The sequence below is a fragment of the Clostridium lamae genome, from assembly GCF_033043255.1.
Classification (GTDB): domain Bacteria; phylum Bacillota; class Clostridia; order Clostridiales; family Clostridiaceae; genus Clostridium; species Clostridium lamae.
Map to the genome: position 1 here is coordinate 113597 of NZ_JASCQJ010000003.1, position 26874 is coordinate 140470.

Here is a 26874-nt window from a genome sequence, read left to right on the forward strand (position 1 = left end):
ACCACCTTATTTAGAATGGAAAAATGAAAGAATGAAAGAATTTCTTTTATTTTTTCATTATTTCATTCCTCTTTATTTTTTTCTAACATTTTTAATAATTCTATATTTACTTTAGTTGCTTCTTTATTTTCATTTTGAACTTCTTCAAAAAGCTCTTTTCTTAGAATAGTCATTTCTTTAGGAGCATTTATTGCTAGCTTAACACTTCCGTCTTCCACCTTTGATACTGTTATTTCTATATCATCGCCTATTAAAATTGACTCTCCTTTTTTTCTTGTTATAACTAACAAAGTTACACCCCTTCTTTTAATTAATAATTAATAATGCGTAATGCATAATTTTTGTCGAAACTCTTTCAGAGTTTCTTTCTTTAAAACCAACTCTATATAATAAATTATACTTCAAAGTTTTACTAACTAAATATTTTTTCTTTTATTTTGTATGTATCCTTATCTATTATATATTGTTGCCCTTTTTTATTTCTAATATTAATAACTAATGGTGCTTTTAAATTTGCTGTTATTTCCTTTACAGTTGAGTTTAATGTAACTAGTGAATACAGTAACACCTCTTCTGATGATTTTATTCCTAAGTTATTAATTATTTCATCCTTTAGATTTATTTCATAATCATCATAAACTAGGAAAGGGGATACTAATACAAAGCCGATTTCTCTATCTTCTAGTGATTGAAGAATACTAAATGGACTATCTTCTCCAACTTCTTTTATTACAAATTTCTTTAAATCTTGAAATCCTGGAATTCCCTTATTAAAGTTAATAATTTCATTTTCTTCATATATAATTTTACCGTGTATTGGTGATATTATTTCCATATTTATATTCTCCTATCTTAGGAAGTCTAATAGCGAAGGCTGAATAATTTTAGCACTTACTTGAAGTGATGCCGAATATACACTTTGCGCTACTGTTGCTTCTATCATTTTTTCTGCAAAATCTATATCTTCTGTTTGTGATAGAATATCCTTTAAATTGAAATTTTGCTCATCATTCTGATTTTCTGCTGATTCCATTCTGTTTTGTTTTGCCCCTACTTCCGCTCTTATTCTCAAAAGATTAGTTATAGTATCATCCATAGTTTTTAAATACTCATTCGTTATTTTGCTACTTTCATCAGTATTTGAAGAGTCTACATTATCAGTGATGTCTTTTAACAGCTCCATTGCATTTACACTTGCACCATTCTTATCTTTAAACATTAGTATATCTGTTGCTGATACACTATATTCCATAGTAACACCTTGAGAAACTTCTACATTTAGTTTCTGATTTATCATATTTATCTGATTTTGTACATTCTCATCTAAATTATCTAGTTTTAGTACTTCTCCATCTTTTCCTGATAAATTTATATAATTATTCCCTGTTTCTATATCCTTGCTACTTCCTACCGGCTTAGAGCTTACCTTGCTTCCCCCAAATATATACTTACCATCAAAACTAGAATTAAGAATTTGTGAAATTTCATTTACTTTTTCATTCATCTCGTCTTTTATAGCTTTCTTTTCATCACTACCATATGCTGCATTTCCTGCTGAAACCATAAGTTCTCTAAATCTTTGAAGACTGTTTCCTAATTGTTCTAATGCCGTATCTGTAGTCTCTAGCCAATTGGTTGTATCTTTAATATTTTCATTGTATTGAGTATTAGCCCCTATATCTCTGTTTAATTGCATACTCCTTGCAACCTTAAAAGGATCATCTGAAGGTCTTCTTATCTCTTTTCCAGAAGTAAGCTGATCATTAATTTTCTTCATATAACTTTGATTTCTACCAAGGTCTCTTAAGAAGCTTTTACTAGCCATTTGATTTGTAATTCTCATTTACCTTCCCCCTATCTCTTAAGTCCATTAATAATAACATCTAGTAACTCATCTACAGTTGATATTATCTTTGCATTAGCATTATATGCATGTTGGAATTGCACTAAATTTGCCATTTCTTCATCTAAGGAAACCCCTGAAACTGAAGCTCTACTTTCTTCAATACTGTATAATAGATCTTCCTGATTTGTTACCATTCTTTGTGCTTCTTGAGATTGCACTCCAAGTCTGTCTATTGTATCTTTAAAATATGAATCCATCTTCATACCTGAAGTACTATTTTCTAAAGTTAATCCGTTATTCGATAAAGTACTTCCGCCCTTAAACTTATTAAACATGTCTTCTCTAGATACTACTGTTTCATTTATATCTTGTATTCTTATTAATGAATCTCTTAGCTTAGCAATTGACAATGCTCTTGATCCATCACCATCTCCATCCAAGTTATTTTCATGTGTATATGCAAACAAATCATCATGAGTCTTAGTTTTTATCTTCATTACATCTTCAAGTATCTCTTTATTCATTGAAATATTTTTAGCTGTTATCTCTTCTTCACCACTTAAAGTTTCATCTAAATTCACTAATAATCCATTTGTTCTATACTTAGCCACATCCTTATTTACAAAGAAAGGTAAATAATCTTTATCCGGTCCACCAGTATTATTTAGTGGATTTTCTATTCCACTATGAATGGCATTAACTGAAAAAGCCAAAGATTTTGCTAACTTATTCAATTGATCCATATAATCTGCTATATCTTTTTGAACTGAAACTACTCCACTCACACTTCCTGTTTCAGGTTTAAACATCATAAGTTGTGAATAACTTATAGCATCTCCATTTCTAATTGGATATCCATCACCTTTAACAGCTTGCCCATTTTTATCAGCCCAAATTATTCTATTATCTTTAATTTCTTTAGCTTGTTCTTTTGTTATGCCTGTAATCTTTAATGTCTGCTTATTAGATTCGCTATCCATATTACCATTTTTATAATATGTAACTATATATGTATTTCTTGATAAGTCACTTTCATCAAGCTCTACATTTGTTACATAAGAAAACCTAGATACATCTCCATTAGGACTAGCATTAACTAATAGAGGAGCCTTCATACTTCCTAAATCAGTAGGTTTAACATCTATTCCATTAAACTCTCTCTTATCTACTTGAATTCCAAATTTATAACTCAACTGATCTAATAATACATCTCTTTTATCCATTAAATCATTAGGTGAATTCCCAGATACAGTAACACTTATTATTTCTTGATTAACTCTATCTACTTGTTCTAATATACTGTTTACTTCTGTGACTGTACTTTTAAGCATATCTTGTGCATTTGTTTGAAGTCCCTCTAGCTTTGTATAAGTTGCATTTAATGCATCTGCTAAAGCAGCTGATTGTTGTGCAACTACAGTTCTAGAATTTGAACTATTAGGTTGTTTTGAAAGTTCCTGAAAAGAATCAAAAAACTTACCCATAAGTGTTGATAGACCTGTTTCTGAAGGTTCATTAAATACACTTTCAACCTCATATAAAAAGTTGCTTCTCATATCATACTTACCTAATACTGCATTTTCACCTCTAACTTGATAATCTAAAAAACTATCTCTTACTCTTTCAATCGCTTGGACTTGGGCACCTGTACCAAGTTGTCCTGCTTGAACTGATGAGCCCATAGACGTTCCACCAAAAGGTCTAGTAGTCTCTATTTTAGCTCTTTGTCTTGAATAACCAACTGTATTAGAGTTAGCAATATTATGAGATGTTACATCTATACTTTTTTGTTGTACATTCATACCTCTTTTTGCAATATTAAATGTAGAAAATAATCCTGACATATAGTATCCTCCAGTTCCACTTACCTTCTTATGTTTCCATAAGAGTTATAGGTAGTTACATCTTTCTTTGGATTTATTAAGTTTAATAGTTTGTTAGTAAAGCTTAATTGCTGCTTTATTAATAATTCATTTGTATCTTTTTGAATTATCATTTCATTTAATAATTTTTGAATCCTTCTATATATATTATCTAAATCATTATTATTTGAATTTGTAATATAATCCCTTATTGAAGTATTACCCAAGTACCTTCTTCTATCTACTTCCGCTTCAGCAACCTCTTTGTTTTTTACTCTTATTTCTTCAGCTACTGATTCCATCCCAAAAATATCTTTATTTAAAATAAGTTTATGTTGCTTATCAAGTAAAGATAAAAGTTCCTTCAATTTTTCTTCTTCAAATATAAGAACATCCTTTAACTTGTCGCTCATGCTATTCCTTACCTCTCATTGCATCTAACATTCCTCTTGCTATTAGCCTAGCATCATAAGAATATGTTCCATTTGAAATTTCATTTTTAACTTCCATAACTCTTTGTTCATTATTATAAGTACTATTTATTGAATATTCCTTTAAAGCTTTGGATGCTTCTGAAATTTCTATTCTATCGTAAGTTTTTTCTTTTTCAACTTTATTTGTTTTATTAGAAGTAACTTTGTTATAATAATTAATTCCATTTGTGTAGTTGACTCCTTTTATATTCATAATTCCCTCCAACACTTTTCTTATATATTATTTATCGTTATTTTTATTTAAAAGTTTAGTTACTATAATTAAAAAATGAATAAAAATAATATCTGCAATAAAAAAGGAACTGTCTCAAACAGTTCCAAATTAAAAATGAAGGATTATTTATGTAATAAAGCTAACTACTAATATATAATTTCCAAACCTTATAAGAAGTTTTTATTATATATATCATGACAACTTATATACTTCTATCTTAAAGACTTTATTCTTTCTGCACCACTAACTATATTTGTTATTCTAACTCCAAAGTTCTCATCAACAACGACTACTTCGCCGTATGCTATCTTTTTGCCATTAACAAGTATTTCTACTGGTTCCTCTGCCAATTTATCTAATTCAATTAATGAACCTGTGCTCAAATTTAAAATATCCTTAATTGATTTTTTAGTTCTTCCAAGAACTACAGAAACCTCTAATGGAACATCTAATATCAAGTCTATATTTCTATGGGACTCTCCCATCTTACCTTGAGCTAAAGATTCAAAACTAGCCTCATGTACCTCAATAGGTTTTTCTTTTACATATTCATCTATCTTATCAGTATGATTTGAAGTTATTGCAGCCTCACTATATTCATATGAAGCTACTTTTTCAGATACTCTATCTTCTTTATAAGTTTTATGATCTTGATCCTTAATATCTATAACCTGTTCCTCATTTTGACTATTTTCTTCACCCATCATAATAGACACAACTTTTTTAGCGGTATCTATAGGTAGGATTTGCATCATATTTGATTGAAGTAATCCTTCTATAGTTAAATCAAAACAAATTTCTACTATTGACTCATCCTCTGGAATACTTTCAGAAATTGTTTCATTCATTTCCTTCCATATTTTTGATTTTGGTGGAGATATATTAACTTCCCTATCAAACATAGTTGCCATTGAAGTAGCAGCAGAGCCTATCATTTGATTCATAGCTTCTTGTACTGCACTTACTTCTATCTCTGATAACTCTGAAGTAGATACTTGTCCATCTCCCCCCATCATTAAGTTCGCAATTACAGCTGCATCATTTGTTTGCATTATTAATAAATTTCTACCTGTAATTCCGGAAACATATTCTACATCTAATATTATATTAGGATAATCAAAGCACTCTTTAATCTTTTTTAAAGTAGTTATGGTCACTTTTGGTGTTGTAATATTTACTTGTTTATTTATTAGTTGATAAAGGGCTGTAGATGCTGTACCCATTGAAATATTACCTATTTCACCTAATAAATCTTTTTCTACATCACTTATCAATTCTGTATTAGTATCCTCTATAGTGCCCTTTAACAATGAATCTATTTCTTCTTGAGATAAAAAACTATTACTCATTCTCAATCACATCCTTATTTAAAATATCTAAAATCTCAACTCCCATATTTCTTCCAATAGATCCAGGCTTAGCAATAAAGCATTCCTCTTCTTCTATAAATACATTTACTGGATCACTGCATTGAGAATTTAATATTAAAACATCTCCTTTAACTAGCTTTAAAAAACTATCTATTGTTACCTCTGTTTTACCTAACTCTACATGCATATTTACTTCTACAGGCTCGATTCCCTTTTTAAGTTTTTCTTGCACTTCACCTATAATCTCATCTTCATCACTTTTAAACCAATATTGAACAACAAGTTTATCTAGTACTTTTTCAATACTTAAGTAAGGAATACATAAATTCATATATGTAGAACTTTTGCCTAACTCTACTAAAAAACTAAGTAAAGCAACTGGTTCATTAGGAGCTAAAGTTTGATTTACAGAAGGATTAGTTTCTAATAACTCAAACTCTGGCTTTACTTCTAATATACCATCCCAAGCTAACACCATAGACTTTATCATCTCTGATGTTATATTTGATAATATATTTTTTTCTATTTCTGAAAATTCCTTAGACTTCCCATATCTTTCTCCTGTACCACCTAAGAGTATATCCAATATTTGAAATGAAAACTGTGGATTCATTTCAAGTAATATATTTCCTTGTAGCGGTGGCATCTTAAACATTGTAATTATAGTTGGATTGGGAATAGAATGGATAAATTCCTCATAAGTAATTTGCTCCACGCTTTGAATTTCTATTTTAACATGTTTTCTAAGCTGCCCTGAAAGATAATTACTTACTATTCTTGCAAAAGAATCATGAACCATTTCTAAAGTTCTTATATGATCTTTAGAAAACTTTTGTGGACTTCTAAAGTCATATTTTTTAATCTTATGCTTTTCATCTTTTTCTTTCAATTGTTCTGGCTCGACATCCCCTGTAGATAAGGCAGAAAGAAGAGCATCAATTTCACTTTGGCTAAGTACCTCTGCCATTTCTATCCCTCACTTCTCATTGATAAAGTAATTTCTCAATATTTATTATTGTTAGTAATCTATCTTCTAAATCAATTACTCCTTTAATATAATTTTCAGTATTATGAGTTTCAAGCCTTTGAATATATTGCTCATCTATCTCAATAACTTCTTCTACTTCATCTACAGTTACACCTAATTCTTCATCATCAACTTTAAGTATAATTATATTGCCTTGTTTTTTGTTAGAATTGATATTAAGTAATAAATTTATATCTACTAATGATTTTATACTTCCTCTTAAATTAATTAACCCCTTTATATAAGCAGGAGCTTTCGAAACCTTTGTAATAGTCATCATATCATTAATACTTAACACTTTATCTGTTTCAACTGCAAAATGCTCTTCTCCTAATTTAAATATTACAAATTGCATCCATTCTGCCTCCTAATTTTATTTAACCTATAACCTTCCTGATTGCTTCTAATACTCTATCTGCTTGGAAAGGCTTTACTATAAAATCTTTTGCTCCTGACTTTATAGCATCCATTACCATAGATTGTTGTCCCATAGCAGAGCACATAATTATTTTTGCTGATGGATCAAAGGCTCTTATTTCTTTTACAGCTTCTATTCCATCCATATCTGGCATAGTTATATCCATAGTTACAACATCTGGTCTTTCTTTTTTGTATAAATTAACAGCTTCTACTCCATTGCTAGCCTCACCTATTACGTTAAAGCCATTCTTTTGTAATATATCCTTTATCATCATTCTCATAAAAGCAGCGTCATCAACTATTAAAACTTTTGTCATTTCTAAAACCTCCAAATTATTTTATTCCTAATGATTCTAATATTTTTTCTAATGAGCCTGGTGCTGGAACAAAATAAAGATGTCCTTCTATATTATTTTCTTCCTCTCCCATAAAAAGTGTTTCTATATCTAAAACATTTTCTTGATATTGACCTGTTTCCACAAAAGTTGAAACAAGTATAGCGCTTATCATATCATTTACAACTGCAGGTACTGATGCTGTTGCCTTTAAACCAGTAAAATCAGCGATAGAATTCATAAATGATGATGATATAATATTTCCTATTTCACCTATAACAGAGAATCCCATCTCTGTTAAATTACTTTCCTTCACTAGTGTCATTTTTGATATTATATTAAGAGCTACTTTTTCATCTAGTACATATAATATGCTCCCCTCTATATCATCTAAAACTTTTACTAATACTGCCACTACTTCATTTTCCTTATAGTTATTTAATAGTTCATCAAAAGCTATTAAATTCATATTTGGTACTGACATATCTATTTTACTTCCTAAAAGTATAGATAATGAAGTTGCTGCATTTCCTGCTCCTATATTAGAAACTTCTTTTAAAGCATCTAATTGAAATGAGGTTAAATGTTTATATTCCATAAAATCCTTCCCTTCTATATCAATGCTGCAACATCAAGTATTAAGGTCACTAATCCATTACCTAAAATGGTAGCTCCAATATATTCTTTTAAGAATTTTAATGTCTTTCCTAAAGGCTTAATTACTATTTCCTGCTGTCCAAAGAGAGAATCTACAAGTAGTCCTACTGTTTTTTCGCCTACCTTAACTATAATAATAAATTTTTTCTTAGTTTCTCTACTTTCTATATTTAATCTCTCATTTAATCTTACTAATGGAATAATATTATCTCTATAAATTATTACCTCTTCTCCATTAGTCTTTTTAATATTTTCCTCTTTGTAATCTATAACCCTATCTATAAAACCTAATGAAATAGCTAGTGTTTCATCACCTATCTTAACCAATAGAGCTTGAATTATTTGAAGTGTAAGTGGTAATTTAATAATAAAACTAGATCCCTTTCCATCTTCACTTACTACATCAACAGTGCCTCCAAGTGATGAAATTTTAGTTTTTACTACATCCATTCCAACTCCTCTTCCTGAAATGTCTGTAACTACATTATTAGTACTAAAGCCTTGTGCAAATATAAGATTCCTTATATCATTATCACTTAATCCTTCTGTACTTATTCCGATTTTCTCTGCTTTTTCTTTAATTTTATTAAGATTAATTCCAGCTCCATCATCACTAACTTTTATTAATGCCTTAGTTCCTTCTTGATAAGCTACAAGCTTAATTGTACCAACAGGATTTTTGCCATTTTTTATTCTGTCTTCTTTATTTTCGATACCATGATCTGCTGCGTTTCTTAAAAGATGTATCAATGGTTCGCCTATTTCATCTATAACAGTCCTATCCAATTCTGTTTCAGAACCTTTTATTTCAAAATTAATTTCCTTTTTAAGTTCTACAGATAAATCTCTAATCATTCTAGGGAATCTATTAAATACTACTTCTAATGGTAACATTCTTATCTTCATAACTAAGTCTTGAAGATCTGAAGTAGTTCTTTCTACCTGCTCTAATGTTTCAATTAATTCTTGTGATTTATTATCTATAACTATTTGTTCTAATCTAGTTCTATATATTACCAGCTCAGATACCATATTCATAAGTTTATCTATTCTTTGTAAATCAACTCTTACAGATTGATGAGTTCTTTTAGACCCGTTATTATTTTCTTTTTTTATTTCTTTAGGCTCTATCAAATTAACATTAAGTTTTTCACTACTAATTAAAGATTTTGCTTCATCTAAAATGTCTTCATTACTCACTGCAGCTTCATGTAACTCGTCAATTGAAACATAAGATGTTAATACTTTCTCTACTTCAGATACATTACTTATTAAGCTTTCTATTTCCTCTTTAGATTTTTTAGTTAATAATACAAATAATAACTCTGTATCAAATTGCTCGTTTTCAATATCTTCAGTGGATGGAAATGATTTAATTATTTCCCCTTGTCCTTCTAATTCTTGAACGATTAAAAATGCTCTTGCTGACTTTAATAAAGTATCTTTTCTTAATGAAATTTTTATATTAATTCCATTGTAATCATTATTCTTAGCTTGTTTAATGACAGATATGTCATACTCATTTAAAAGATCATTAATTGAATTTTGATTTTCAATTTCTTCATTCTTTTCAATATAATCTACAACATCCATCTTAACTATTTTTTCTAAGGACTCAATAATACTAGAATATTCAATTTCGTCATTATTTTCTTTTTCAATGTTACTTACCATTCTTTCTAATGTATCTAGGCAATCGAATAATACAGTAACAACATTTCTAGTTACTTTAAGTTTTCCTTCCCTAAATTCAGATAATACATCTTCCATCCTATGAGTTAATACAGCTATGTTACCATACCCCATAGTTGCAGCCATCCCTTTAATAGTATGAGCAACTCTAAATATTTCATTTAGTTTGCCTATATTATTTGGTTCTTGCTCCAAATCTAATAATGCTTCGTTTAGAGTCTGCAAATTTTCCATTGATTCCTCTAAAAACATAGCCATATATTGAGATACATCCATGTTGTTCACCCCTTTATACTTTCTTATAAATAAAAGTAGATACTTTTTCTAAATTAAAATCCTTATAACTGTATATACTTTCTGTTGCCCCTACAAATAGCATTCCACCTTTTTTTAATGAATTACAGAACTTTTTAAATATCTCATTCTTAATATCATTTCTAAAATAAATAATCACATTTCTGCATACAATTAAATCAAAATTATTATCATAGCTATCTAATATTAAATCGTGTTTTTTAAAAGTAACCATAGATTTAATTTTTTGATCTATTATATATCTATCATTTGATATATTGAAATATTTTCTTTTAAAGCCTTCACTTACATTTTTCATTTCTACAGATAGATATTCTCCAGCTTCCGCTTTTTTCAATATATTCTTATCTATATCTGTCGCTAATATATCTGCTTTGATATTTAAATTCATATCATTAATTAATATCGCAATACTATAAGGTTCACACCCCATTGAGCAAGCAGCACTCCAAATTTTCAATCTAGATTTTTCCTTACAATACTCTCTAATAACACCCTGCAATTCGTAAAACAATTCTGGATTTCTAAAAAATTCTGTCACATTTATAGTTATAAAATCCAAAAATCTTTCTCTTTGTTCTTTATTAACCATCAAAACTTTTTTATAATCATCTAATGATGCTATTCCTAACCTTGACATCAAGCTCGATATTCTTCTGTTTAACTGTTCTGGCTTATATGCATTCAGGTTAATATTAAATTCCTTATAAATCCAATTATGAAATTCCGTAAACTCCATAGCTCCTCCTAATTCTTCATAATTATTTTATTTATTTTGAAAGCTATCTCATCTAATGGAAGGACATAATCTACACAACCAGTTTCAAATGAACATTTAGGCATTCCATAAATAACAGAACTGTTTTCGTCTTGAGCAATTGTTATACCTTTATTCATTTTTACTACAATAGTCCCTTCCGCTCCATCTTTCCCCATACCAGTAAGTACTACAGAAATAATTCTATTACCATAAACTGATGAAGCCGATATAAATAATTTATCTACAGCTGGTCTAACTCCCCAGATTGGATTTTCCATAGTTAATCCTATAAATCCAGAATCTCTAACTACCATATGATACCCTCCTGGGGCTATATATACTTTGTTTTTTTCAATTCTCATACCTTCATTTGCTTCTAAAACTTCCAATTTGCACTTTTTATTTAGCCTTTCGGCGAAAGATTTAGTAAAACCACTTGGCATATGTTGAACAATTAATACTGCTGCATTTAATTCTCTAGTTAATTTAGTTATTATCTTTTCTATAGCATTTGGGCCACCAGTTGAAGCTCCTATTAATACGACGTCTTTAACTCCCATTACTGCATCATTCCACAATACTGTAACCCCCTTTAGAGATTTTTAATAGTATTACCAATACTTCTAATAATAACTGAACCATCTTCACTCTCAAAAATCATAGTTCTACCTTTGTTGCCGCCAATATCTTCTCCTATAATAGGTATAGATAGTTTATTTATGGTATTAATAACTGCTTCCCCATTTCTTTTTCCTATATCACTAACTATTTTTTTATCTGAAAAATTAAACATAGAAGCTCCACCAGCTATTTTAGCAGTCATATTCTCTTTTCTACATCCATAAGATTTCATTTGATTAAATAATTTTTCAACACCTAAATCTGCATATTTAAATGGATTTACTATTTCTTTAAACTGCCTACTATCTGGTAGCATAATATGTACTAATCCTGCAATCCTTTTTTCTCTATCATATAAGGCTATTCCTATGCAGGATCCAAGTCCCATTGTAATTAGTTTGTCTGGAGATGATACTATTGCACTATCGGCTATTCCAACTCTAACTTCTCTTCCATCATTCAATAATTTCACCCCTGAAAAACAATTTCTTCTTCTTCTACTGTCAATACCTTTTCTAAATCAAGCATAATCACTATATTTTCATTTTTATTAATTAAACCATGTATATATCTTTTTGAAATTAGTGTAGTAAGACTCTCTGGATTTTTAATTTCTTCACTTGAAATACTTAACACTTCACTAACACTGTCAACTAAAATACCAAACTTACCATTACTTTTTCTTACAACTATTATCTTCTTATCTAAACTATTTTCTATTTTAAGTTTAAATTTATCTACTAGATTAATAATTGGTAAAACATTATTTTCATAGTTTATTATCCCCTCCAAGAAGCTTGGAGAATCTGGAAGAACAGTTGGGTCTTCATAACCTAAAATTCTTTCAACTTCCATAATATCAGTTGCATAAAATTCATTTCCTAGCTTAAAAACTAGTATTTTTATCTCACTCATTTCTCGTTTCCTCCTATAGAATTAATTTCTCAACTTCTAAACTACCATCTTTATCAATATAAACATGAATATTTTTTGAGGCCTTGTCCAAAATATATTTTTTATTTCCTATTATGAAGGTAGTATTAGGATAAGCAATATTAACATAAATATTACCATATCTACCAACTTCTAAATTTGTAAAAACCCCCGAATCGCTTCCTACTATTGAAGCCTTTATTAATTCATCAGCCTTAAGATAACCTCCCCTACAAATCCCATTTTCTGTAGTAAATATAATACTTTTAGTCGCATTTAGTTCACTTGTGAATAAACCTTTTCCATATATATCAATATTTCCAACTACATCAATTTTTGATTCTTGGGCATACTCCATTCTTAATGTTGCCTCAATTAATACATCTGCTTCTAACTCTAAAAGCTCTTCATCTATCTTGTAAATTATTTCTTTAATTTCAGATATTTCCTTAATATTACTCACTGAAGCTCCTAAAAGTTTTGATTTAACTAACTTAACTACTTCAGAGTTTTTACAGTAATCTTTTACAGAATTTGAAATCACTTTAATCAGTATTTTAGATGTACTTTTAAACTTCTTTTCTATTAGTAACTTAATTAAAAGCCCTATAGATATTTCTTCTCTAATTAAATTATTTTCTTTTAAATAATCTAGATTTAATACTATTGAATCTAAAATTTCTCTTAATTCTTTTAATGTATTAATCCTATTAGATTTTACTAAATTATTTCCACCTATCTTTATCTTTGAGTTTATTACATTCCCTACTATTTCAGTAGAATTTTTTGCTTCTATTTCTCCACTAAAGACTCCTCCATTAATTACAAGACTTTCTCCAGAAGTTACCTTCATACCTTCAGTAACTTTACCATTAATCTCTACATTAGCTGGGAAAATAATATTACCTGTAGACATAGTCACATCTTTATTTAAAACATATACTGGCTCAATCCAAACTTTATTTTTACTAAAGTTCGGTTTCCCATCAATAGTAGAAATTATTAAATTATTCTCTAGCTTTGTCCCATTTCCTGCTGAGAAATTACTTTTCTTTTTGGGTTTACTTGGAATAATATCATTAAAAATATTTATCCCATCAATTCCATCTTCCCCTTTTATAATTTCGGCCAATATCTCATTAGCTTTAACACTTGTTATTGTATTAAATGATCTATGATCAACTTTTTCATTTTTTTCATAATCTTTAGCAGTCCTATTAAATAATATTTTAATTTCATCTTCTATTGGAGGTTTAGGGGTTTTACCCTTTGCTATTAAAACATTCTTTATTTCTTGGCTATTTATTATTTGTTTTATATTCTCTTCATTTATACCATAAATAATTTTTGCTTTTTTTAATTCTAGCATGATTTCTTCTTCACTAATATTAGGAGGGATTTCTCCCTCCACTTCTATTACTTCTAAAGACAAACTTTTACTTTCTTTCATATCCTTTAGGATATATTTTTTTTCATTCTCATAATTTATTGAGATATATCCTTCTGTACTATCTTTATTCCAACTTAAATTAATATTTCTTTTATATTCAACTTTAAGTTCTTTAAACTCTATTACATTTTCCTCTTTAACTCTAAAAGGTTTATTGATAATTTTACCATCTATATAAATAGTTCCTTCTAAGGGCGGTATAATAATCGGAGTTTCTCCGCGTCCAATTGGATCTTTTACTATTATTTTATTATTTTCAACATAAACTTTACCATCTACATTAGCTTCTTTTCCATTTTCATACATCTATACTCCCCCATCCAAATTCCCTACTATGATTTAATGATATCATAATTTAATACCTTTTTGAATAATGTATAATTTATAGCAACTGTTATTTTTTAAATTTTTTAACATATTTATCCACTTCTTTGTTGAATTCCTTAATAAGTCTTTGCAGGATTTCATTATTAACATTTAGTTCTATGTCATCTATCATAAAAATAGGGAGTATTTTAGGTGATGTACCTGATATAAACATTGCTTCAAATGACTTTATATCTTTATAGTTTATTCGCTTTTCTTCAACCTTTATTCCTAGTGATTTTGATAATTCTATAATTCTTCCCCTTGTTACTCCTGGTAACACAGCTTCTAATGGGGATGTATAAAGCTTATCATCTTTAATCATAAATATATTTGATTTACTTCCTTCTGTTATGTATCCGTCATTACTTACAAGTATAGCTTCAAAAGCTGAAGCTTTATTAATTTCATTTGTAACTTTCTCTCTAAAATTACTATCTATAATCTTAGCATTAGGATTTGTTCTTTCACCATGATATAATATAGTTTTTACACCAACTCTATATAATTCTTCTTTAGGATAGTTATGTTTTATGCTAAACACCTTCATAGTATCTGTTTTCATGTCAAAAGTTAACTTTATATTTCCAAATTCTACATTATTAGCTTTAATCAGCTTAAGTAGATATTCTCTTATTTTATCGTATTTGTAGGAAAATGGTTTTTCCATCAATTTAAAAGATGACTCTAATCTTTTGATATGATCTTCATAAAATAAAGGAACTTTATTAATTACTCTTATTACCTCATATATTACTCTTTCCTTTTCAAGAGAATCATTGGTGTAATTCTTAATTGGTTCTAAATGTCCGTCCTCTAAATAATAATTTAATATAGCTTCCATTTTTTTCTCCTTTTTTTATTTCCACTCTAATTTTTTATAACTGCTTTTCTTTCTATAATTTATTAGATAAGCGTTACCTACTAAATCCAAGAGAGGTTTATCAGATAAAGAATCTGAAAACATATAAGAATTCTTATAATCAACTTCAACATTTTCTTTTTCTAATACTTCTTTTAATCTCTTTAACTTTTCTTCGCCTTTACAATTAGCTCCATTCATTTTTCTAATAAATTTCCCATCCTCTATGAAGAATCTAGTCCCAATTATCATATCTATTTCTTTTATCGCATAAAACTCATTCAAATAAAATTCAGGAGAAGCAGATATCAAATATATCTTATAACCTTGTCCCTTTAATTTTTTCATCATTTTTATTGAATCTTCATATACAATTTTTTCTAAAACATCCTTATAAAAATTCTTCACTAAAATAGCTAAATCTTTTTCATCTATTTTATCAATAAATTTAAGAAATGATTCCTTAACTCTTTTTTCATCATAAACACCAATTGCATACATAATGCCAGAATAAATAGCTCTAGGCAAAAATCTAATATTCTTAATATCTTTTAAAATCATATATTTATATAATTGCATTAATGTTTCTTTTCTTGTTATTGTATAGTCTACATCAAATAGCGCTAATTTATCCATTCATTATTCCTCCTACGTTGTTATACAATTAAATTATATACTAAATTTTTCTATTATCAAACAAAAAAGGATATATATATCCCATTATTTACGAGCTGATAAACACTAATTCGTACTCATGTGATATTTATCTCCTTTAAAACTGATTATTGAAATTAAATAAACTTAATTTCTTTTTAATTTTGTAATTTTTTTAAATAATTCTCAATTCTATTTAAGCCTACTTCTATATTTTCTTTAGAAGTAGCATATGATAATCTTATATATTCGTCTAAACCAAAAGCTATCCCAGGTATGACAGCTACTTGTTCTTCATCTAACAAACTTTTTGAAAAATCTAATGATGAACATATAGTCTTCCCTAATATAGACTTGCCATAATATTCTCCTACATATACCATTACATAAAAAGCACCCTTAGGCATAATATAAGAAATTCCTTCTATTTTATTAAGCCTATCTACCATATAATTTCTTCTATTTTCAAATGCTTCTATCATATTATTAAGATCATCTTGAGGTCCATTTAATGCTTCTATAGCAGCATATTGTGATATAGAATTAATATTTGAAGTTACATGACTTTGAATACTACTCATAAGTCCTGCTATTTCTTTACTCGAAGCAGAATATCCTATTCTCCATCCTGTCATAGCATAAGATTTAGATAACCCATTAATTACAACTGTTCTTTTATAAGCATCTTCTGATATAGTTGCTATACTTATATGCTTATTTTTATCATAAATTAACTTCTCGTATATCTCATCTGATATTATTATTAAATCATTTTCCTTTGCAAATTCCGCTATTTCTATTAACTCCGATTTAGAATATATACTTCCAGTTGGATTATTAGGACTATTTAAAAGTATTGCTTTGGTTTTATTTGTAACTACTTCTCTTAAGTCTTCAATTCTATATTTATAATCATTATCTTTTTTATTATTTACAAAAACAGGGACTCCATCCGCTAATTTTATAAGCTCTGGGTAGCTTACCCAATAAGGAATAGGAACTATAACTTCATCACCTTTATTTAATATAGCTAAGAATACATTGGCCAAACTTTGTTTTGCACCAGTAGATACTACTATTTGATTTGCCTCATATATTAGTCCATTATCATTTTTAAATTTTGCGCAAATGGCATTTCTTAATTCTAAAACTCCACTAGTAGGTGTATATTTTGTTTTTCCATCTTTCATTGCTCTTATAGCAGCATTTATAATATTCTCAGGTGTATTAAAATCTGGTTCTCCTGCACTAAAGCTTACTACATTTATTCCTGATTCCTTTAAAGCCTTAGCTTTTGCTGTAATTTCTAATGTTATTGATGGATTAATTTGCTTTGCTTTATTAGATAAATCCATTATTACTCCCCCATTTACTTACTCAAATTTATTAGCTTATTCAATTGTTCTTCATTAATACCATAACTGCCAATTAAATTTTCCTTTAATCCTTCCTTACCATGAAAATCACTACCGCCAGTAATTGCTAGTTTATATTTTTTTGCAAGATTGTAAAAATTATTAGTTTGTTCTTTAGAGTGACTTGGATGATATACTTCAATCCCCTTTAAGCCAAAAAACTTTAAATTTTTGATTATTTTCTCAACTTCTAAAGATTTATAAATTTGCCCTGGATGTGCTAATACAGGCATTCCTCCTGCATTATTTATTACTTGTATAGCTTCCTTATAACCTAATTTATATCCTTTTACATAAGCTTTCTTTCCCTTAACTAAATGATTAGTGAAAGCTGCCTTATAAGTCTCAAAATATCCTTTTCTAACCATAGCATTAGCAACATGACTTCTTCCTACTGTTGAATTTAAATCAACCTCTAAATCTTCAAGATTTAAATAAATATCCTGTTCTCTTAATCTAAGAAGTATTTCTTCTATTCTTTCTATTCTCGATTTATTTAACTTATCTACAGTTTTAATTAACTCTATATTATTAATATCAATGAAATATCCTAATATGTGAAGCTCTAACTCTTCAAACTCAGTACTCAATTCTATACCTGGTATAACTTCAATATCAGTATATCTATTTTGGGTAATATATTGCGAAGAAATAGAATCATGATCCGTTATAGAAATACTTTTAACACCTAAATTTATAGCATTCTTAATGATTTCTTCTGGTGATAAAGTGCCGTCTGAATAATTAGAATGAATATGTAAATCTGCATACTTCATATTAACACCCTATTTCTTAAGTTTATACTAAAAATATATCATTATTAATATAAAATGACAATAATTATGAGATAAATAATATATTCCTCGCTCCGTCGCAAGCTCCAAGTCGCAGTTCATATATTATTTATCTCATTCTACACTAAAGGTAATAATTCCTCATTTCATTCGGAATTATAATAGTTACTCTTTATGTTATATATCCTTTTCTCTATAAATTTTCTTATTATTCATTTTGTCGCTTCGCTCCAAGTCATCGCAACCTTATATATCACACTTCAAAGCTGAAGGAAGGAATTTATAAAAAGCTATTCACAGGGTAATCTTTTTATAAATTCCTAAATAAAAAAGGAGATAAATATTATGTTCCTTGCGACCTCGCAGGCTCCAAGTCGCAGTTCACATAACATTTATCACCCTCTACCTAAAGGAAATAATTCTTCATTTCATTCAGAATTAAAAATATTATCTGTAATCATATAATCTATCACTATAATTTTCTTCTTATTTACTCAGTCGCTTCACTCCAAGTCGCAGTAAAATTACATATTGACACTTCAAAACTAAAGCAAGAATGCTAAAAATTATATGTAATATTAACTTTTTATTTTGATGGAAAATAAAAAAAGACACTATCGTGCCTTTTATAATTCTTATTCTCCTAATTCTTCACTGTAGAATTTTGATACTCTCTCAAATTCATCTTCTTCTGGAATTATTAGTTCTCCATCTTCTAATGATCTAAATAAGTATACTGAATCCTCATTAGGATCTTGAGCTAAAATATATTCATTTTCTTCAAATTCAAATGCATCTATTATAGAACAAGAGATTACATTTCCATTTTCATCTTCTAAATCTACTACGAAATGTTCGTGATGATCTTCTCCGCATCCACATTCATCAGTATGTACATGATCATGATCATGACCACATCCACATGTAGTTTCTTCTTCATTTAATCCACATTTATTTTCATTATCCATTTTATAATCCTCCTTTAATGAGATTATTACTCTATTTAATTCTACCCTTAATTAATAAAAATTAAAAGTAAAACATTTAAATTTCTTATTAATTTTTATAATAAATAATATTTCATTATATATATTATCTAATTTAAGGCTAGATTGTTTAAAATCTCTCCATTTATTTACTTAAATAAAAAAATAAGGAGCTAAATAGCTCCTTATTTTAAACTATTGTTGTTGTGATAATCTCTTGTAGTTTGCTAATCTTTCCATAGCATCTTTTTCTGTCTTTTCAAATAAAGCTTCTGCTTGTTCTGGGAATGCTTTTGCAAGTGAAGCATATCTTACTTCTCCCATTAAGAATTCTCTAAAGCTTAATTTTGGTTCTTTAGAATCTAATGAGAATGGATTCTTAGTTCCAATTAGGCTTGGGTTATATCTGTATAATCCCCAATATCCACTTTCAACAGCTCTCTTAGCTTCATCTTGGCTGTTTGCCATACCATTCTTAATACCATGGCTTATACATGGAGCATAAGCAATGATTAATGATGGACCATCATAAGCTTCAGCTTCAGCTATTGCTTTTAGAGTTTGATTCTTATCAGCTCCCATTGAAATTTGTGCTACATAAACATAACCATATGTCATAGCCATCATTCCAAGGTCTTTCTTCTTAGTCTTCTTACCTGATGCAGCAAATTTAGCTATTGCAGCAGTTGGAGTTGACTTAGAAGATTGTCCTCCTGTATTTGAATAAATTTCAGTATCAAATACAAGTACATTTACATCTTCACCAGAAGCTAGAACGTGGTCTAATCCACCGTATCCGATGTCATATGCCCATCCGTCTCCTCCGAATATCCATTGAGATCTCTTAACTAAGAATTCTTTATCCTTTAAGATTTCTCTAGCAAAGTCAGCATCAACATTTTGTAATACTGCTATTACTCTATCTGCTCTATCTCTAGTACCTTCTCCACTGTTCATGTGATCTAACCAGTCTTGAAGTACTATTCTAATATCTTCTGAAACTTCTGTTTCTAAAGCCTTAGTCATGTTATCAGCTATTCTTTCTCTTATAGCCTTAACTCCTAAGAACATACCTAATCCAAATTCAGCATTATCTTCAAATAATGAATTTGCCCAAGCTGGACCATGTCCTTCATCGTTTACTGTATATGGAGTTGCTGGTACTGAACCTCCCCAGATTGATGAACATCCAGTAGCATTAGCTATCATCATTCTATCTCCAAATAATTGAGTTACAAGCTTAGCATATGGAGTTTCTCCACAACCAGCACATGCTCCTGAGAATTCGAATAATGGTTTCTCAAATTGGCTACCTTTAACAGTATTCTTGTTCATTGGGTTCTTCTTAGGTTTTACATCATTAACAGCATATTCCCAAGCTTCAATTTGCTCTTCTTGAGTTTCTATTGGTTTCATTATTAATGCCTTACCTGGTGCTGGACATACTTGAGCACAGTTTCCACATCCTGTACAGTCTAATGGAGTAACACTAATACTGTAGAATGTTGGTTCTTCTGTTCTTAATGCCTTCGCAGGTACAACTTTAAATGATTCTGGTGCATTTGTCTTTTCTTCTTCATTTAATAAGAATGGTCTTATAACTGCGTGTGGACAAACATATGCACATTGGTTACATTGAATACACTTGTCTTGTTGCCATTCTGGAACATTGATTGCGATACCTCTCTTTTCATAAGCAGCAGTACCTGGCATAAATGTACCATCTTCCATTCCAGTAAATGCTGATACAGGAAGATCAAATCCCTTTTGAGCATTTATAGGTTCAACAATGTTCTTTATGAATGCTGGAATATCGCTTCTATCTTCTTTCGCTTCTTCCTTAGCATCTTTCCAATCAGCTGGAACTTCAACTCTAACTATAGCTTCAACACCTTTATCTATAGCCGCAAAGTTCATATTAACAACTTTTTCACCTTTTTTACCATATGATGATACAACAGCATCTTTTAAGTACTTAACAGCATCTTCAACTGGTATAATGTTAGCAATCTTAAAGAATGCAGCTTGCATTATCATGTTGATTCTTCCACCAAGTCCAATTTCTTGTGCTATCTTAACAGCATTTAATGTATAGAATTCAATATTGTTTTCTGCAATATATCTCTTCATTTCAGCTGGTAATTTTTCATTTAGTTCTTCTGGTGTCCAGATTGTATTTAATAAGAATTTACCATTCTTCTTTAAGCCTTCTAATACATCATATTTATATACATAAGCTTGGTTGTGGCAAGCAACAAAATCAGCTTTATCAACTAAGTATGGTGACTTAATTGGCTTCTTACCAAATCTTAAGTGTGATACAGTTATACCACCAGATTTCTTTGAGTCATATGAGAAATATCCTTGAGCATACATATCAGTATGGTCTCCGATAATCTTAATAGCACTCTTATTAGCACCAACTGTACCGTCTGATCCTAATCCCCAGAACTTACATGCTTTTGTACCTTCTGTAGATGCATCAATATCTTCTACTATTTCTAATGAAGTGTTAGTCACGTCATCAACTATAGAAATTGTAAATCCATCTTTTGGAGTTTCCTTAGAAAGATTAGCAAATACTGAAGCAATATCTGTTGGGTTTGGATCTTTTGAACCTAGTCCATATCTTCCACCAACTATAACTGGAGCATTTTCTCTTCCATAGAATGCACTCTTAACATCTAGGTATAATGGTTCACCTATTGAACCTGGTTCCTTAGTTCTATCTAAAACAGCTATCTTTTTAACTGTAGCTGGTATAACCTTTAATAATCTTTCTGCAGAGAATGGTCTATATAGTCTTACTTTAACTAAACCAACCTTTTCTCCTCTTCCATTTAAGTAATCAACTGTTTCTTCAGTAACATCAGTTGAAGAACCCATTGTAACAATTATTCTATCAGCATCTGGTGCTCCATAGTAATCGAAGCAGTGATATTCTCTTCCTGTTAATTTAGTAATTTCAGCCATGTAGCTTTCTACTACTTCTGGAATATCGTCGTAGAATCTATTTACAGATTCTCTAGTTTGGAAATAGATATCTGGATTTTGAGCTGTACCTCTAGTAACTGGGCTATTAGGGTTTAATGCTCTCTTTCTAAATCCATCTAAAGCATCATTATCAACTAATTTAGCTAATTCATCATATTCTAAAACTTCTATCTTTTGGATTTCATGTGATGTTCTAAATCCATCAAAGAAATTCATGAAAGGTATTCTAGTCTTTATTGAAGTTAAGTGTGCAACTGCAGCTAAATCCATAACTTCTTGTACTGATCCTTCTGCTAGCATAGCAAAACCAGTTTGTCTTGCAGCCATAACGTCTTGGTGATCTCCAAATATACTTAATGAAGATGTTGCCAAAGCTCTTGCTGATACATGGAATACTGTTGGAAGCATTTCACCAGCAATTTTGTACATATTTGGAATCATTAATAGTAAGCCTTGAGATGCTGTATATGTTGTTGTTAACGCACCAGCTTGTAAAGATCCATGAACTGCACCAGCTGCTCCTGCTTCTGATTGCATTTCCATAACCTTAACTGGTTGACCAAATATGTTTTTTCTTCCTTGTGCAGACCATTCATCAACATGTTCTGCCATAGGTGAAGATGGTGTTATCGGGAATATTGCAGCTACTTCAGTAAATGCATAAGATATATGAGCCGCAGCCGTATTACCATCCATAGTTTTCATTTTTCTCATCGTATTTGACCTCTCTTCCTTATATATAAAATTTAATACGTAAATACAGCTTTTTAACTGTATTTAAAATTTAAGAATGAATTATTAGTAAGAAAAGATTAAATTCTTTCATCGAAGTCTAAGTACTTAACCCCTATATAAGTACTACTTAAAAGTCTTTATACCCTAAAAGAATTATTTATTTTGTCAATTCCTCGCCAAGTTCTTTAGCTTTTTTCAAATCTTCATCACTTGGAGATTCCTTAACGGCGATGCTTCCAACAACATCAAAGTCATAATCTTTCATGCGTTGAACCCAATCTGTCATGAATTTACCATCATCCCATCCAAATGATCCAAATAATATTATTTTCTTTTGATTATTTGGTAGCAATTTAAATTGGTTTATGAATGGTTCCATCTCATGTTGCTCAATCCTATTATTATCCATTGAAGGGCTTCCAAAGGCAACCACATCTGCTTCAGTAACATCTTCAAGTGTTGCATCACTAACATATTTAATGTTTACTGCTGCATTATTGATTTTAGAACCTTCAGCTATTGAATTTGCAAGAACTTCAACATTCCCCCCATTGCTCCAATAAATAATAGAAATTTTTTTCATTAATACATCACCTCATCCTTGACTAAAAAAGTCATCTTTTGGATATATATTACCTATTTTTACACTTACCCTTTTATTATATAACACTATTTTTTTTTTGCAAGTTTTCTATGTCCCATATTGCTACAATATTATACTATCAATTTAATAAATTTTCATTTTATTTACTTAATACTATTTATTATTACTTCTATGATTGACTCAACGCCATTTTTAACATTACTTTTTCTCATATTTTCAAGTAAAATATTTTTTTTATTTTTAAGTTCTTTAAGTTTTATAATTAGCCTTTTTTCATCCTCTATCATTTCATCTTCATCTAATACAAGTGAATATCCTTCTTTATTAAATGAATTTGCATTTAATATCTGATCCCCTCTACTTATTTTCTTAGATAAAGGAATTAATAAAGTTGGTTTATTTAATGCTAATAATTCAAAAATAACATTTGCACCTGCTCTTGATACTACATAGTCACAAGCTTTTAATAAATGCGGTAAATCCTCCTTTACATATTCGAATTGAAGATAACCACTTGTACCAATCAATTTCTTATCTAAGTTATTTTTGCCACATATATGAATTATATTATAAGACTTAAGAAGTTCATTTAAATTGTTTCTAACAGCTTCATTAATGCTTTTAGCTCCTAAACTTCCTCCTATAACAAGTAGTATTTCTTTATTATCTTTAAAACCACATAGTGATATTCCCTTTTCTTTACTTCCATTTAATATTTCTTCTCTAATAGGAGTTCCAGTTAGAATCCCTTTATCCTCTTTTATATACTTTAAACTTTCTCTAAAAGTAACGCATAGTTTAGTACAAAATGGCGCAGATAACTTATTTGCAAGTCCAGGTGTTAAGTCTGATTCATGAGAAATCACTGGTATCTTCTTCATTGATGCTGCTATAACTACAGGAACAGCTACAAAACCACCCTTTGAAAATATCACATCTGGCTTTTCTTTTTTTAATATTTTTTTAGCCTCTATGACGCCCTTCATTACTTTAAATGGATCAGAAAAATTCTTTATATCAAAATACCTTCTTAATTTACCAGACGATATTTCATAGTAAGGTATCTTTGCATCACCTATGATTTCTTTTTCAATTCCATCCTTACTTCCAATATACTTTATATCAAAACCTTTTTCTTTTAGCCCTGGCACTAAAGCTAAATTAGGAGTAACATGTCCAGCAGTTCCCCCTCCGGTCATTATTATTTTATATTTACTCATAGAACCACTCCTTTCAAAACATAAATACTATTTCAATATATCATATAATCATTTTCAATTTAATGTTATTTTAAAATTTTATATTAAAATTATCCTACCACTATTATGTCCTATTTCCTAAACTTTCATATTATATTTCTAAAAAAAATGCACAAGCTATAGTTACAAAGATGAAAAGGAGGTGTAAATAATATGGCAACAAAGTTAGTTCCAGAAGCAAAAAATGGTTTAGCTAAATTCAAAAATGAAGTAGCTAGTGAAATGGGAGTTCCTTTCACTGATTATAATGGAGACCTTACTTCAAAGCAATGCGGAAGCGTTGGTGGAGAAATGGTTAAGAGAATGGTTGAACAATATGAAAATACTATAAAATAGTCTTATATTATTAGACCATTAAATTCATAAATAGAGTTGCCCTAATATGATTTAATCATATTAAGGCAACTCTTCTTTTAATATTATTTACTATTTTAATCTAATATTTTTGATGTTTAGTTGAATATTTCTATTTCCGTTAAATTCATTTATACTTGGATAATAAATAAGATCTGCCCTTAAATTTAAGTAACTAGTATTGCAAGCTTCTATAAATTTATCTTCACCAAATTTATTAATTACTTCTTCTTTAAAGCTCTCAAACTTATCAAAACTTATTCCATCTATAAATATCTTGCTACCATTTATATCAAAACTAAACCTAAGCTTTAAAAAGTTCTTCTCTTTTCCTAATAACCACATTCTCTCTATTAAAAGATCTTTAACAGCAAATAGTGGACTAGGGTTTCCTTTCCCGAAAGGCCTTAGAGCCTCTATTGTATCTATTAACTCCTCATCTAAATAATTTAAACTTAGAGGCAAATCTATTTTTACAACTGGTACTAAATCTTCATCAGTCAAAATACAATTTTCATTTAATTCTCTTCTTAATTCATTTATATTTTCCTCTTTTATTGATAATCCTGCCGCCATTGGATGGCCACCAAACTTTTCAATTAGACGAGAACACTTACTAAGCTCTTGAGTTATATTATAGCCTTCTATTGATCTTGCTGATCCCTTAGGCATTTCCTTACCTTTGGTTAAAACTATACAAGGCATATTATATTTTTCCTTAACTCTTCCTGCGACTATCCCTGCAATACTTTCATGAACATTTTCATCATATACTACTATAACTTTATCAGATTTATCCTTTTCTACTTCTATTCTGTTAATTATTCTCTCAGTACTATCCTTAGTCAGATCCTGTCTTATTGTATTTAGTTCACTTAATTGATTTGCTAAAACTTTAGCTCGTTCTCTATCTTCTGTAATTAATAATTCAACTGATAAATCTGCTGTTTCTAATCTTCCAGTAGCATTGATACAAGGTCCTATAACAAAACCTAAATGATACTCTTCTATTTTCTTGTTATTTAATAAAGTAGCCTTTTTTAACTCTTCAATTCCATAGTTTTTACTTTCATTTAATAGCTCTAATCCTTTTTTAACTATAATTCTATTTTCATCCACTAAATCAACTACATCACATACTGTAGCAATGGCTGCAAATTGAAATAAATCTAAGAATTTATCATCATCTATATTAAATTCATCAAACAAGCATTTTGAAAACTTTAAAGTAATCCCTGCTCCACATAACATTTTAAAAGGGTAATAACAATCTTTTTGTTTAGGATTTATCACAGCATCAGCCTTAGGCGCTTGCTCTTTTAAAACTCCATTTTCATCTTCTCTAATTGGTATATCATGATGGTCAGTAATTACAACCTCCATCCCAAGACTCTTAGCAAGTTCTACCTGTTCAAAAGCTGAGATACCATTATCACAAGTCAATATGACTTCATAACCTTCTTCGTGAAGCTTTTCTATTCTTCCACTATGCATACCATAGCCTTCTTCTTCTCTATTAGGAATGTAATAGCTATAATTTGCTCCAACAGCTTTTAGAGCTTTATATAAAATAGTTGTACTATTTACTCCATCACAATCATAATCTCCATAAATAATAATTTTCTTATTATTTAAAATCGCTTTCTTTATAATGCTTACGCCCTTCTTCATATCCTTCATAAGATATCCATCATAAAGGTCTTCTATAGTTCCCGTTAAAAATCTTTTAGCTAAATTTATATCATCTATTCCTCTATTAGCTAATAATCTAAGAACTAATGGGTTTTCATCTAAAAATTCAGAGAGCTTTAAAAAGCTCTCTTTTTTATTTACTAATATCCAATTTTCTTTCATA

General features: G+C 29.3%; 27 protein-coding genes. 1 reads left to right on the forward strand and 26 read right to left on the reverse strand.

Features of this window, described 5'->3' with window-relative positions:
• Positions 1 to 62: 62 nt before the first annotated feature.
• The 25 genes from csrA to QK892_RS02765 form a co-directional block, all read right to left on the reverse strand.
• Complete coding sequence (gene csrA, locus QK892_RS02645; protein WP_317271973.1) at positions 63 to 290, reverse strand: carbon storage regulator CsrA; 228 nt, start codon at positions 288 to 290, stop codon at positions 63 to 65.
• A 122-nt stretch (positions 291 to 412) separates the two neighbouring features.
• On the reverse strand, positions 413 to 835 hold the full coding sequence (gene fliW, locus QK892_RS02650; protein WP_317271974.1) for a flagellar assembly protein FliW: 423 nt from the start codon (positions 833 to 835) through the stop codon (positions 413 to 415).
• A gap of 12 nt (positions 836 to 847) precedes the next feature.
• On the reverse strand, positions 848 to 1843 hold the full coding sequence (flgL, locus tag QK892_RS02655) for a flagellar hook-associated protein FlgL (protein ID WP_317271975.1): 996 nt from the start codon (positions 1841 to 1843) through the stop codon (positions 848 to 850).
• A gap of 11 nt (positions 1844 to 1854) precedes the next feature.
• The gene (gene flgK, locus QK892_RS02660; protein ID WP_317271976.1) at positions 1855 to 3690 is read right to left on the reverse strand and encodes a flagellar hook-associated protein FlgK; all 1836 of its coding nucleotides are present in this window, start codon (positions 3688 to 3690) and stop codon (positions 1855 to 1857) included.
• Positions 3691 to 3710: 20 nt separating this feature from the next.
• Positions 3711 to 4121: a flagellar export chaperone FlgN gene (gene flgN, locus QK892_RS02665; RefSeq protein WP_317271977.1), complete on the reverse strand. Its 411-nt coding sequence runs from the start codon at positions 4119 to 4121 to the stop codon at positions 3711 to 3713.
• Position 4122: 1 nt separating this feature from the next.
• On the reverse strand, positions 4123 to 4395 hold the full coding sequence (gene flgM / locus QK892_RS02670) for a flagellar biosynthesis anti-sigma factor FlgM (protein ID WP_317271978.1): 273 nt from the start codon (positions 4393 to 4395) through the stop codon (positions 4123 to 4125).
• A 233-nt stretch (positions 4396 to 4628) separates the two neighbouring features.
• The gene (fliY, locus tag QK892_RS02675; RefSeq protein WP_317271979.1) at positions 4629 to 5765 is read right to left on the reverse strand and encodes a flagellar motor switch phosphatase FliY; all 1137 of its coding nucleotides are present in this window, start codon (positions 5763 to 5765) and stop codon (positions 4629 to 4631) included.
• The gene (fliM, locus tag QK892_RS02680) at positions 5758 to 6753 is read right to left on the reverse strand and encodes a flagellar motor switch protein FliM (RefSeq protein WP_317271980.1); all 996 of its coding nucleotides are present in this window, start codon (positions 6751 to 6753) and stop codon (positions 5758 to 5760) included. Before fliM ends, fliY begins: the two co-directional genes overlap by 8 nt.
• A gap of 16 nt (positions 6754 to 6769) precedes the next feature.
• On the reverse strand, positions 6770 to 7168 hold the full coding sequence (locus QK892_RS02685; RefSeq protein ID WP_317271981.1) for a chemotaxis protein CheW: 399 nt from the start codon (positions 7166 to 7168) through the stop codon (positions 6770 to 6772).
• Positions 7169 to 7190: 22 nt separating this feature from the next.
• Positions 7191 to 7550, reverse strand: coding sequence for a response regulator (locus tag QK892_RS02690; protein ID WP_317271982.1), 360 nt, complete (start codon positions 7548 to 7550; stop codon positions 7191 to 7193).
• A gap of 16 nt (positions 7551 to 7566) precedes the next feature.
• Complete coding sequence (locus tag QK892_RS02695) at positions 7567 to 8166, reverse strand: chemotaxis protein CheC (protein WP_317271983.1); 600 nt, start codon at positions 8164 to 8166, stop codon at positions 7567 to 7569.
• A 14-nt stretch (positions 8167 to 8180) separates the two neighbouring features.
• Positions 8181 to 10193 (reverse strand): chemotaxis protein CheA, encoded by a 2013-nt coding sequence (locus QK892_RS02700; protein WP_317271984.1) that lies wholly within the window; start codon positions 10191 to 10193, stop codon positions 8181 to 8183.
• A gap of 13 nt (positions 10194 to 10206) precedes the next feature.
• The gene (locus QK892_RS02705) at positions 10207 to 10971 is read right to left on the reverse strand and encodes a CheR family methyltransferase (RefSeq protein ID WP_317271985.1); all 765 of its coding nucleotides are present in this window, start codon (positions 10969 to 10971) and stop codon (positions 10207 to 10209) included.
• Positions 10972 to 10979: 8 nt separating this feature from the next.
• Positions 10980 to 11570 (reverse strand): CheB methylesterase domain-containing protein, encoded by a 591-nt coding sequence (locus QK892_RS02710; RefSeq protein WP_317271986.1) that lies wholly within the window; start codon positions 11568 to 11570, stop codon positions 10980 to 10982.
• 14 nt (positions 11571 to 11584) lie between these two features.
• Positions 11585 to 12076, reverse strand: coding sequence for a chemotaxis protein CheD (locus tag QK892_RS02715; protein ID WP_317271987.1), 492 nt, complete (start codon positions 12074 to 12076; stop codon positions 11585 to 11587).
• Positions 12077 to 12081: 5 nt separating this feature from the next.
• The gene (locus tag QK892_RS02720; RefSeq protein ID WP_317271988.1) at positions 12082 to 12528 is read right to left on the reverse strand and encodes a chemotaxis protein CheW; all 447 of its coding nucleotides are present in this window, start codon (positions 12526 to 12528) and stop codon (positions 12082 to 12084) included.
• Between the two features lie 13 nt (positions 12529 to 12541).
• Positions 12542 to 14302: a DUF342 domain-containing protein gene (locus QK892_RS02725; protein ID WP_317271989.1), complete on the reverse strand. Its 1761-nt coding sequence runs from the start codon at positions 14300 to 14302 to the stop codon at positions 12542 to 12544.
• Positions 14303 to 14390: 88 nt separating this feature from the next.
• Positions 14391 to 15206, reverse strand: coding sequence for an aminotransferase class IV (locus tag QK892_RS02730; protein ID WP_317271990.1), 816 nt, complete (start codon positions 15204 to 15206; stop codon positions 14391 to 14393).
• 15 nt (positions 15207 to 15221) lie between these two features.
• Positions 15222 to 15860, reverse strand: coding sequence for an HAD-IB family hydrolase (locus QK892_RS02735; protein WP_317271991.1), 639 nt, complete (start codon positions 15858 to 15860; stop codon positions 15222 to 15224).
• Between the two features lie 176 nt (positions 15861 to 16036).
• On the reverse strand, positions 16037 to 17233 hold the full coding sequence (locus tag QK892_RS02740) for a pyridoxal phosphate-dependent aminotransferase (RefSeq protein ID WP_317271992.1): 1197 nt from the start codon (positions 17231 to 17233) through the stop codon (positions 16037 to 16039).
• A gap of 14 nt (positions 17234 to 17247) precedes the next feature.
• Positions 17248 to 18069, reverse strand: coding sequence for a PHP domain-containing protein (locus QK892_RS02745; protein WP_317271993.1), 822 nt, complete (start codon positions 18067 to 18069; stop codon positions 17248 to 17250).
• A gap of 653 nt (positions 18070 to 18722) precedes the next feature.
• Positions 18723 to 19055, reverse strand: a complete 333-nt coding sequence (locus tag QK892_RS02750; protein WP_317271994.1) for a DUF1292 domain-containing protein — start codon at positions 19053 to 19055, stop codon at positions 18723 to 18725.
• Positions 19056 to 19268: 213 nt separating this feature from the next.
• Positions 19269 to 22781, reverse strand: a complete 3513-nt coding sequence (gene nifJ / locus QK892_RS02755; protein WP_317271995.1) for a pyruvate:ferredoxin (flavodoxin) oxidoreductase — start codon at positions 22779 to 22781, stop codon at positions 19269 to 19271.
• Positions 22782 to 22959: 178 nt separating this feature from the next.
• Positions 22960 to 23385 (reverse strand): flavodoxin, encoded by a 426-nt coding sequence (locus QK892_RS02760; protein ID WP_317271996.1) that lies wholly within the window; start codon positions 23383 to 23385, stop codon positions 22960 to 22962.
• Between the two features lie 164 nt (positions 23386 to 23549).
• On the reverse strand, positions 23550 to 24626 hold the full coding sequence (locus QK892_RS02765; RefSeq protein ID WP_317271997.1) for an undecaprenyldiphospho-muramoylpentapeptide beta-N-acetylglucosaminyltransferase: 1077 nt from the start codon (positions 24624 to 24626) through the stop codon (positions 23550 to 23552).
• 192 nt (positions 24627 to 24818) lie between these two features.
• On the opposite strand from QK892_RS02765, the gene QK892_RS02770 reads away from it, so the two are divergent.
• Entirely contained in the window at positions 24819 to 25001 is a 183-nt protein-coding gene (locus QK892_RS02770; protein WP_317271998.1) for an alpha/beta-type small acid-soluble spore protein, read from the forward strand.
• Between the two features lie 90 nt (positions 25002 to 25091).
• Here QK892_RS02770 and recJ read toward each other — a convergent pair whose 3' ends face one another.
• Positions 25092 to 26873: a single-stranded-DNA-specific exonuclease RecJ gene (recJ, locus tag QK892_RS02775; RefSeq protein WP_317271999.1), complete on the reverse strand. Its 1782-nt coding sequence runs from the start codon at positions 26871 to 26873 to the stop codon at positions 25092 to 25094.
• Position 26874 lies beyond the last annotated feature (1 nt).

Excerpts from the sequence above, each read along its gene's own strand:
- QK892_RS02760 (WP_317271996.1), bottom strand. The coding sequence starts at position 23,385 with ATGAAAAAAATTTCTATTATTTATTGGAGCAATGGGGGGAATGTTGAA.
- QK892_RS02765 (WP_317271997.1), bottom strand. The coding sequence starts at position 24,626 with ATGAGTAAATATAAAATAATAATGACCGGAGGGGGAACTGCTGGACAT.
- QK892_RS02735 (WP_317271991.1), bottom strand. The coding sequence starts at position 15,860 with ATGGATAAATTAGCGCTATTTGATGTAGACTATACAATAACAAGAAAA.
- flgM (WP_317271978.1), bottom strand. The coding sequence starts at position 4,395 with ATGAATATAAAAGGAGTCAACTACACAAATGGAATTAATTATTATAAC.
- flgK (WP_317271976.1), bottom strand. The coding sequence starts at position 3,690 with ATGTCAGGATTATTTTCTACATTTAATATTGCAAAAAGAGGTATGAAT.
- flgL (WP_317271975.1), bottom strand. The coding sequence starts at position 1,843 with ATGAGAATTACAAATCAAATGGCTAGTAAAAGCTTCTTAAGAGACCTT.
- QK892_RS02695 (WP_317271983.1), bottom strand. The coding sequence starts at position 8,166 with ATGGAATATAAACATTTAACCTCATTTCAATTAGATGCTTTAAAAGAA.
- fliW (WP_317271974.1), bottom strand. The coding sequence starts at position 835 with ATGGAAATAATATCACCAATACACGGTAAAATTATATATGAAGAAAAT.
- QK892_RS02700 (WP_317271984.1), bottom strand. The coding sequence starts at position 10,193 with ATGGATGTATCTCAATATATGGCTATGTTTTTAGAGGAATCAATGGAA.
- fliY (WP_317271979.1), bottom strand. The coding sequence starts at position 5,765 with ATGAGTAATAGTTTTTTATCTCAAGAAGAAATAGATTCATTGTTAAAG.
- QK892_RS02685 (WP_317271981.1), bottom strand. The coding sequence starts at position 7,168 with ATGCAATTTGTAATATTTAAATTAGGAGAAGAGCATTTTGCAGTTGAA.
- QK892_RS02740 (WP_317271992.1), bottom strand. The coding sequence starts at position 17,233 with ATGGATTTATCTAATAAAGCAAAGCAAATTAATCCATCAATAACATTA.
- recJ (WP_317271999.1), bottom strand. The coding sequence starts at position 26,873 with ATGAAAGAAAATTGGATATTAGTAAATAAAAAAGAGAGCTTTTTAAAG.
- QK892_RS02730 (WP_317271990.1), bottom strand. The coding sequence starts at position 15,206 with ATGGAAGCTATATTAAATTATTATTTAGAGGACGGACATTTAGAACCA.
- QK892_RS02745 (WP_317271993.1), bottom strand. The coding sequence starts at position 18,069 with ATGAAGTATGCAGATTTACATATTCATTCTAATTATTCAGACGGCACT.
- flgN (WP_317271977.1), bottom strand. The coding sequence starts at position 4,121 with ATGAGCGACAAGTTAAAGGATGTTCTTATATTTGAAGAAGAAAAATTG.
- QK892_RS02690 (WP_317271982.1), bottom strand. The coding sequence starts at position 7,550 with ATGACAAAAGTTTTAATAGTTGATGACGCTGCTTTTATGAGAATGATG.
- QK892_RS02705 (WP_317271985.1), bottom strand. The coding sequence starts at position 10,971 with ATGGAGTTTACGGAATTTCATAATTGGATTTATAAGGAATTTAATATT.
- nifJ (WP_317271995.1), bottom strand. The coding sequence starts at position 22,781 with ATGAGAAAAATGAAAACTATGGATGGTAATACGGCTGCGGCTCATATA.
- QK892_RS02720 (WP_317271988.1), bottom strand. The coding sequence starts at position 12,528 with ATGAGTGAGATAAAAATACTAGTTTTTAAGCTAGGAAATGAATTTTAT.
- QK892_RS02725 (WP_317271989.1), bottom strand. The coding sequence starts at position 14,302 with ATGTATGAAAATGGAAAAGAAGCTAATGTAGATGGTAAAGTTTATGTT.
- QK892_RS02770 (WP_317271998.1), top strand. The coding sequence starts at position 24,819 with ATGGCAACAAAGTTAGTTCCAGAAGCAAAAAATGGTTTAGCTAAATTC.
- QK892_RS02750 (WP_317271994.1), bottom strand. The coding sequence starts at position 19,055 with ATGGATAATGAAAATAAATGTGGATTAAATGAAGAAGAAACTACATGT.
- fliM (WP_317271980.1), bottom strand. The coding sequence starts at position 6,753 with ATGGCAGAGGTACTTAGCCAAAGTGAAATTGATGCTCTTCTTTCTGCC.